Consider the following 9,294-nt stretch of genomic DNA (forward strand, 5'->3'; position numbering starts at 1 on the left):
TTATTTAAAGGGATATGCTGAAGGTTAGTTGCAAGGGAAACATCATCCCGTGAAAATATTCGCAGGGAGGAGTATCAGGGCGTAGCGATTTCTTTCGAGCTTTTCCGCAATTTCATTAGAGAAATAGAAAGGTTGCAACCCAAGAATGTGACAAGGTGCAATTTAACACAATGAAATTAATCAACTTGTTTGCAAAAAATGGGCGTTTCTCTACATTTGGTGGTTATTAATGAATGAGAATGGTGTTCATCGCGAATGATAATGATATTCATAGCAAATGGTGTTCATAGCAAACGGTGTAAGTGACTTAATCGTGTCAGACAAAATTCAGGTATCGGTTTTATTCATTGCTTTTATTGATTGCTTATGAGGGGAGAAAATTAATGCTTATCCCATCGAAACTCAGTCGCCCTTTGCGACTCAATAATATGGTCATACGGGAACGTCTGTTAGAAAAGTTCAATGCAATACAGAATTATCGGTTGGTATTGATAACCAGTCCCGCAGGGTACGGTAAAACGACGTTGATGTCACAATGGGCGGCCGAGCAGGCGCATCTGGGCTGGTATTCTCTTGATGATAGTGACAATCAGCCAGAGCGTTTTGCCAGCTATTTGATTGCCGCTGTTCAGCAGGCAACGCAGGGATATTGTGTGAAAAGTGAGGTACTGGCCCAGAAACACCAATATGCCAATTTACCTGCCCTGTTTGCGCAACTGTTTATTGAGCTTAGCGAATGGCAGCAACCGATTTTTCTGGTCATCGATGATTATCACCTGATTGTCAATGAACTTATTCATGAAGCCATGCGCTTTTTCCTCCGCCATCAACCTGAAAATTTGACCTTAGTGGTTTTATCACGCCACTTGCCCTCGTTGGGCATTGCCAACCTGCGCGTACGTGAACAGTTATTGGAGATTGATAGCCAGCAACTGGCTTTTGATTATCAGGAAACCGAGCGATTTTTCGCCAAGCGATTAATGAGCCCATTGGATGCTGAACACTGTAAACAGTTATGCAATGATGTTGCGGGGTGGGCAACAGCCTTGCAACTGATTGCCCTTTCTGCCCGCCAATCGGGTAATACAACCGAAATGTCAGCCAAGCGCCTTGCAGGGATTAATGCCAGCCATCTTGCGGATTATCTTGTGGATGAGGTGTTAAATCGGGTGGATCAGGCGACGCGGGATTTTTTGCTGCACAGTTCTATTCTGCGTTCCATGAATGACGGGCTGATTGTTTGCCTGACGGGAGAGGAAAATGGTCAGCAGCGCTTGGAAGACATTGAACGTCAGGGGTTGTTTATTCAACGGATGGACGATTCCGGTGAATGGTTCTGCTTTCATCCTTTGTTTGCTTCATTTCTGCGCCAGCGTTGCCAATGGGAAATGGCAGCTAAATTACCTGCATTACATAGGGCCGCCGTGAAAGGCTGGCTGATGCAGGGGTATCCGGGGGAAGCTATCCATCACGCCCTCGCCGCAGGAGATACTATTTTGTTGCGGGATATTTTGCTGCAACATGCCTGGGAGTTGTTTAACCACAGCAAATTATCCCTATTGGGAGAGTGCATGAATGCACTGCCGTATGAACACCTGTTGGAAAGCCCGCGCTTGGTACTGTTGCAAGCGTGGCTGGCACAAAGCCAGCATCGCTACTATGAGGTGAATGCGTTATTGAATCAGGCAGAGCAATCACTACAACAGAAGCAAATCCCCATTGAGCCGGAGTTGCTGGCAGAGTTTGATGCCCTGCGAGCACAAGTGGCGATGAATGATGGGCGTCCGGCTGATGCTGATGCGTTGGCGGAAAAGGCGCTGGCGGCGCTTTTGCCTGACAATCAATATGGGCGCATTGTGGCGATGTCAGTGAAAGGGGAAGTCTTGCACTGCAATGGTAAGTTGGCTGAGGCATTGGCATTAATGAAGCAAACGGAGCAACTCGCCCGCCTTTGTCATGTTTATCACTATGCTTTGTGGGCGTTGTTGCAACAAAGTGAAATTTTACTGGCACAAGGTTATTTGCAGGCGGCTTATGATACCCAGACCCATGCTTTTGATTTGATTCGGGAGCAGCATCTGGAGCAGTTACCGATGCATGAGTTTCTGCTGAGAATTCGTTCACAACTTTTGTGGTGTTGGGCTCGTATTGATGAGTCAGAAGAAGCCGCCCGCCTGGGGTTAGATGTGTTGGCTAATTATCAGCCACAACAGCAATTACAATGCCTTACCCAATTGGCGAAATGTTCTTTGGTTCGGGGGGATATTGATAACGCTCGCCGTTATTTGACCCGCTGTGAAAATTTACTGAGTAATGGGCAATATCACCGCGATTGGCGGACGAATACGGACAAGTTGCGGGTCATTATTTGGCAGACTTTGGAAGATAGCAGTTCCTTGGCTCAATGGCTGGCACAGGCAGAACGGCCAGAAAGTTTTTGTAACCACTTCAATCAAAATCAATGGCGAAATATTGCACGAGTCAAAATCTCACTGGGTCAGTATGAGGAAGCGGGATCTATCTTGGAAAAATTGAATGAATATGCAAGAAGACTGGCATTGGTCAGCGACTTGAATCGGAATCTGCTGCTGTGTAATTTGCTTTATTGGCAGCTTGGGCGCAAGGCGCAGGCGCAGGATGTTTTGATGGAAGCCTTGAATTTGGCTAACCAGACAGGGTTTATCAGCCATTTTGTGATTGAGGGTGAGTTGATGGCCTTGCAATTGCGTCAGCTTATCCAACTCAATATCTTGCCTGAGATGGAACAGCACCGGGCTCAACGTATTCTCCGGGAAATCAACCGGCAGCACCGACATAAATTTGCCCATTTTGACGAAACTTTTGTAGAACAACTGCTCACTCATCCTGATGTGCCTGAGCTTATCCGCAACAGTCCACTCACTCAACGTGAATGGCAGGTGTTGGGGCTGATTTATTCTGGTTACAGTAACGATCAAATTGCGGCCGAATTAGATGTTGCTGCGACCACGATCAAAACCCATATCCGTAATTTATATCAGAAAATGGGGATTACCCACCGACAGGATGCTATTCGTCAGGCGCAAAAATTAATGCAAATGATGGGATTGGGGGTTTAGTTATTATTTCTAAATGCGATTTATTTAGCATTTAATATGATTAATGAATATTAATAAACAAATATATGATTTTTCAGATATAAATTAAATTTTAAATTTGCTTAATATTTTTTATGGCATTTGTGTGATCGAAATAAAATTTTAATGTGCTTAATCTAGTCTCATCACAGTAGATATGTTTTTCGTTGTGCATGTAACTCTTTGTTTAATATAACTAATAGTGGTGAGTAATATGGAAGATAGAAACGATCTTGAAAGCATGCTTTCCCGCTTTATTGGTCATGGCCCTTATTTGATTATTGATGGTGAAAAGTATATTGACGCGGCATCAGGCACGTTTAATTTGCCGCTCGGCTATACCAATGATCGGATTGCAGAAAAACTCAAACAACAGATTGATAGATGTACCCATTTGAGTTCGGCTTATACACGGGAAATGTCACAATATATTTTGCGTAAATTAGTTAAATATACCCCTGAAGGTGTCGATCGTATCTGGCTGCGCGATGTTTCTGGATCGGGGGCGGTTGAATGTGCTATCCGCATAGCGCAAAAAGCGACAGGGCGCTCAGGCGTGATTTCGCTCTTTCTTGCCCATCATGGACAATCTCTTGCAACCGCTCAGATTTCGGGTAACGCATTCAGAATTAAAGACTTCCATATCAATATTGATGGATCGATAAAAATTCCTACGCCAGCCAGCGTCCTGTCAGGGCAACCACAACCGAGTGAGGAGCAGTTTGTCGATCTGGAGCAGTTTATTCAATTAGGATCGAATGATAATTTCGCATGTCTGATTATTGAACCGATTCAGGGGAATGGCGGAAACACCGTTTTCCCGGTGGCTTTCTACCGCAAGATCAGGGAAATTTGCCGCCAGCATGGCATTATCATTATCGCGGATGAAGTCCAGACCGGTTTTGGCCGTACAGGAACATTCTTCGCATCAACGGGTTATGCCAAAGAACTGGAGCCAGATATCATTGTCTTCGCCAAAGGAGCGGGCGGTATGGGCATTCCCACGGGTGGGGTATTAATGCGTCACTCACTGGATATATTGGAATCATTTGAACACTCCAGTACCTCTGGTGCCAATCCGCTCTCATTGGTCGCCCTCAACGAAATCATCGATATTATTGAAGATGATCACGTTTTAGAAAATGTGCAACAAAATGAAGCTTACTTGCGCGAGGGTTTGCTGAAATTACAGCGTCAATATCCAGAGATCACGGGAGTGAGAGGGGTGGGGTATATGTATGGCTTTGACACCCTCTCCCCAGATTTTGCCGCACAGGTGATTGCGACTGCCAACCGCCATCACTTGATCGTGCGTGGTTCCCGCTATGGTAAAGGAAGGGCAGTTAAAGTTCGCCCGCCGCTGATTTGTACCCAGGAACATTTGGCAGAAATCCTGCATAAACTGGATCTGACTTTCTCAGAATTAACAACGGTCGCACAGGCGCGCAAGGAGGCGGTATCATGCTAGCACTTAAATATCATCAAACTTGGGATGTTGAAATTCAGCAGGTTGAAACCTTGTCTTGTATTGAGCCTGACGATGTTGTTGTTGATATTGCCGTGTGTGGGATTTGTGGCACGGATGTGGGCATTATCACGGGGGCTTACCCTGTCGCCGTTCCCGGCACCACGTTGGGTCATGAAACCACGGGCGTAGTATCTCAAGTTGGCAGCGGAATGACGCAGTTTCAGGTGGGCGATCGTGTGGTTGTCAACCCGACTTACTTTTGTGGCCATTGCCGGATGTGCCAGACGGGAAGTCCCAACCATTGTGAGAGAAAATTGGGAACGGAAGCCGGCGTTTCCTATGATGGCGCGTTTGCAGGTCAATATTTGGCAAAAGAAAATTTGCTTATCAGGCTGGATGATCATGTCAGTATGGAGGAAGCCTCGCTGACTGAACCACTCAGTTGCACTTTAACCGGGGTGGATAAGCTGGGGATCACGCATACTAATATTCGTGCGGCAGTGGCAGGAGCCGGCCCGATGGGGATGTTGTACATTTGGGCGCTGTATGAGCGGGGCGTGAAAGCCTTTATGGTCGAGAAGAATGAGAACCGGATTCAGTTTGCAAGAAATAATTTGCCACCTGAATGCCCGTTATATTCTGACTTTGATGAAGCACTGATTCAGGAATACGGCAATCCCTCGGCTCGGATTGATTTGTGTGTGGATACGACGGGGCAGTTGACTGAATATATTTTTGACCATCTGGCACCGGGTGGGAAGTTGCTGAATGTTGCCTTGAAAGACAAACATGCCAATTTGGATATCATGAAAATTGCCGATAAAAGTCTTTCGGTGATAGGTTCCATCGATTCGCTGAATAACAGTTTTGAACGTGCCTACGCCATGATCCGCGATGGCGTTATTCCGGTGAAACGTTTTATCAGCCAGATCTTTGATTTCAAGGATTATCAACAGGCTTTTCTGACGGTCGGTTGTGATATTGCATCGAAAACCCAAGTTCCTCTCACGACACCAAACTGTAAGGTATTGATTCGTATTTCTGACCTAAAATAATCAATTGTTTTGAAGGACGGTTTCGATGAACAGATGCCATGTTATTTTTGATATCGACGGCGTTATTGTCGATAGTGAGCAACTGCATTTTGACGTATTGCTTGATGTATTAGGTGAGTTGGGAGAGCAGGCACCAGCTAAAATAAGTGATATCCAACCTCAGCAATTGATTGGCCTGAGTCTGGCGGAAACGTTGGATGAGGTTGGCCTTCCTCCCTCAATGCAGCAAGAGATTACCGAAAAAATTATTGCCCGTTATCAGGAAAAATTGTCCGCACATTACTTGCGTCCGGGCATTACTGGCTTGATTGCGGCCCTGCAACAAAATGGAATTAATTTTGGGTTTGTGTCCACCGCGCCGCGTGATGTGTGTTTGGCAAATCTGGGTTTATTGGATCTCCATGCACCTCCTGCCTTGATTTCTGGCGATGATGTGGAGAGAACGAAACCGTTCCCTGATCCGTATTTGGCGATGCTGAAATTGAAGGAGATGGATGTTCAGCAAACGTTGGTGATTGAAGATACTGATTTGGGGATCGCGGCAGCAAAACAGGCAGGTATTCCGTGGGTATATGCCTGGCCTCATGCTTTGTCGGTGGCAGAGCAGTACGGGCAGGCTTCCCGTATTATTGAGAGGTTAACCGATATCCCCCAATTTTCGGGGATCAATATAGTGTGATGTCTTATTGAAACTCAATATTTGGTGCTTTCCGTCAGAACAGGCGGAAAGCACTGTTTGCAGGAGATAGGATTTAAAGGATAGGGTTTGAAATATCTTGTTTAATGGGTATGGCTTGGAGGAATTAAGTTGTCTGAAGAATATGCAGTCGCTTCAATAAAACCGCCTGTCATGGCAACGCGAATTTCGTTTTTTATTGCGGGATTCAGCATTGCGAGTTGGGCACCGCTGATCCCATTGGTAAAGGAACGACTTGGGCTGGATGATGGCTCAATGGGGTTGCTGATACTGGTGTTTGGTATTGGCTCTTTCATTATGATGCCAATTGCGGGCATGTTGGCGACCCGCTTTGGCTGCCGGAAGGTTTTTACCCTTTTTGCTCTGTTAGCTGTTTTGATATTACCGGGGCTAAGTGTGCTCTCGACCCCATTGACACTGGCGTGTGCCTTGTTTGTGTTCGGTATGGGCATTGGGGCGACAGACGTGGTGATCAATATCCATGCGGTCAATATTGAGAAAAGAGTCCATCAGCCGATTATGTCGGGCTTTCACGCCTTGTTCAGTTTAGGGGGAATGGCGGGAGCCGGTATTGTCAGCTTATTGTTGTTTTTGGGGATCTCACCGTTACAGGTCACCATTGCCGTCGGGGTATTCGTTATTCTGCTATTATTGCCAACATGGAATGGGATGTTGGATAACACGGAAACCGAGGAGACGCCATTTTTTGCCTTGCCTCGAGGGATTGTTATTCTGATTGGCGCGCTCTGTTTTGTCGTTTACTTAATGGAAGGCTCCATGCTGGATTGGAGTGGGATCTTGTTAAGTAGTGTGCATAACATGAGTACGCATCAGGCGGGTTTTGGCTATACGCTTTTTGCCATTACCATGACGGCGGGGCGATTTTTGGGCGATAAGATCATTGCAGCCTGTGGGTATCGGCGTGTATTTTTGGGTAGCGCGATTTTGGCGACGTCGGGTTTTGTTCTGATCTATCTGGCATCCAGTCCGATTCAGTTGGGCATTTCTTTCCTGCTGATAGGAGCGGGATTATCCAACTTGGCGCCGATGTTTTTCACCGCGTCAGGTCAGCAGAAAGTGATGCCAGACGCGTTAGCCGTTTCTGCCGTTTCTACGATGGGATATTCAGGGATTTTGCTTGGGCCGGCCATTATTGGCGGTTTGGCACATCAGGTAACACTGCATGGTGCTTTTGCCTGTATTGCCTTGATTTCCCTTTCATTATTAGCGGGATATGGTTTGATTAATCCTACCAGAAAATAACAGGGTAAATAGTGATGAACTTGCAGCAATGTCATTGGTTGAATGAGCCTGCTTCATGGCGGTGTCAAGGGGATGAGCTTCATGTCACGACGGATAATAAAACCGATTTCTGGCGTGATACATGGTATGGGTTTCAGCGGCATAGTGGTCATGTCTTTGGTGGCTATGTTGATGATTTTGAACTTGAGGAAGGCTTTACCTTCCAGTTTTGTATCGAAGGCCAGTTTGAACAGTTATATGATCAGGCGGGGATGATGTTATTGGTGGATGAACAACATTGGCTAAAAGCTGGCATTGAACATTCTGATGGGCAGGCTACTATCGGCAGTGTCTTGACCCATGGATGTTCTGACTGGGCGATGGGGATTTTCCCCGGTAATCCCGATAAGTTCTGGCTACGGCTGACCTACAGTGACGGGGCAATCCGGTTGCAGTATTCCACCGATGGCGTGACATGGCCGTTACTGAGATTGTCTCCGTTTACGGTTGGTCATCATCAGCGTATCTTTGTCGGTGCGATGTGCTGTTCACCAGGGCGTGAAGGGTTACAGGTGCGGTTTTCAGATTTCAGGCTAACGTCATCATTGAAAAAACACCTGCATGATTTGAGTTAGTCATTAAATTTCGTTCTCTTTGGCTAACTTAAGCCAAAGAGAAACTGTTTGTAACTTCCCCGGCTGACGCTACTTACTGACCTTCTTTTTCTTAAAATAAGAGAAAATAAGGGCAGGTGATTCTGAGTAGGAAGTTACGGTTTTAAATGTATCAGTGGAGGTTAAACCGTAAATTTGTGTTCAATACTCCTGCTGGTTCGAGTGCGAACGTTTTCTGAGCTTAATTTGTATGCAATGCAATCAAGCCTGGGGTGAATATCACTCAATTCGGTCTTGTTAAAGTATCAGTCAGTGTTTTATTTGCTCGGTCCGTTCAAAAAATAGCCTTTAACGTTCTTACCCTGACCACATTACTCTTGGCTTGGCTCCCCGAAATAACCTTCATTAAATTCGATCTCGCCATTAAACTTGGAATTAGCGGTCTTGTAGTATATGCCACACAAATCTCTTTGATATTAAAATAAATAATAATATTTATAATATCCCTGTGTCAAAAATAATGGATTTTAATTATAATTTTCAAAATCCTTTAAAAAGAATTTTGAAAATTATTGTGAATCCATTTTGCACTATTTAATCCATAGCCTCATTTAATTTTGGGTGTCATTTTCATCCTTTATAAGGAACATATTATGAGTTTTTTACCTAACAACTATTCGCCTATTGAGGTTTCTATTCCAGACGAGAATGGCAATCTTGTACACTTTGAAGGAAATATCACTTCGACTATTCCTGGAATTGCTGCCCCTGAACTGAAAGATTTTATTGACGTACCAATTAACTGGGGATCGGATGCCATTTTTGACGATATGAAATTCGTTGATCTTCCTTTCGTAAATATTGGTGATTTTAATATAAAAATCGATTCCGTAAATCCTGACGAAATTATGAAAACTATTCCTGACTTAAATCAGGAGAAAAAATCAAAATTAGAAAATATTATTTCCGGGTTGGAAAAACAGCTTGCTGAAAATCCTCAAGTGGTAGAGGAAAGCTTGAAAAACATGACATTGAGCGAGCTTGGGGCATATCCAGGGCGCGAGCATACTTTGATAACTCATTACCCAAAGAAGACGCTTGC

The 9,294-nt window shown here is 45.0% G+C and carries 7 protein-coding genes; all 7 read left to right on the forward strand.

The genetic code is table 11. The features are described from left to right. Nucleotides 1-383 precede the first annotated feature (383 nt). A complete protein-coding gene (gene malT, locus PSI15_RS11585; RefSeq protein ID WP_273583665.1) occupies nt 384-3,098 on the forward strand; it encodes an HTH-type transcriptional regulator MalT in 2,715 nt (904 codons plus the stop codon). 232 nt (nt 3,099-3,330) lie between these two features. Next, a complete protein-coding gene (locus tag PSI15_RS11590) occupies nt 3,331-4,584 on the forward strand; it encodes a class-III pyridoxal-phosphate-dependent aminotransferase (RefSeq protein ID WP_273583666.1) in 1,254 nt (417 codons plus the stop codon). Continuing rightward, a complete protein-coding gene (locus PSI15_RS11595) occupies nt 4,578-5,639 on the forward strand; it encodes a zinc-dependent alcohol dehydrogenase (RefSeq protein WP_273583667.1) in 1,062 nt (353 codons plus the stop codon). Before PSI15_RS11590 ends, PSI15_RS11595 begins: the two co-directional genes overlap by 7 nt. A 25-nt stretch (nt 5,640-5,664) precedes the next feature. Next, nucleotides 5,665-6,318, forward strand: coding sequence for an HAD family hydrolase (locus PSI15_RS11600; protein ID WP_273583668.1), 654 nt, complete (start codon nt 5,665-5,667; stop codon nt 6,316-6,318). Between the two features lie 171 nt (nt 6,319-6,489). Then, a complete protein-coding gene (locus PSI15_RS11605) occupies nt 6,490-7,599 on the forward strand; it encodes an MFS transporter (protein ID WP_443256089.1) in 1,110 nt (369 codons plus the stop codon). Between the two features lie 14 nt (nt 7,600-7,613). Next, nucleotides 7,614-8,213, forward strand: a complete 600-nt coding sequence (locus tag PSI15_RS11610; RefSeq protein WP_273583672.1) for a DUF1349 domain-containing protein — start codon at nt 7,614-7,616, stop codon at nt 8,211-8,213. A gap of 632 nt (nt 8,214-8,845) precedes the next feature. Further along, nucleotides 8,846-9,294: hypothetical protein (locus PSI15_RS11615; RefSeq protein ID WP_273583670.1), on the forward strand; the 449-nt coding region annotated here is incomplete at its 3' end.

Origin of the sequence: Xenorhabdus sp. PR6a (assembly GCF_028599065.1) — a bacterium.
GTDB classification, from domain to species: Bacteria; Pseudomonadota; Gammaproteobacteria; order Enterobacterales; family Enterobacteriaceae; genus Xenorhabdus; species Xenorhabdus doucetiae.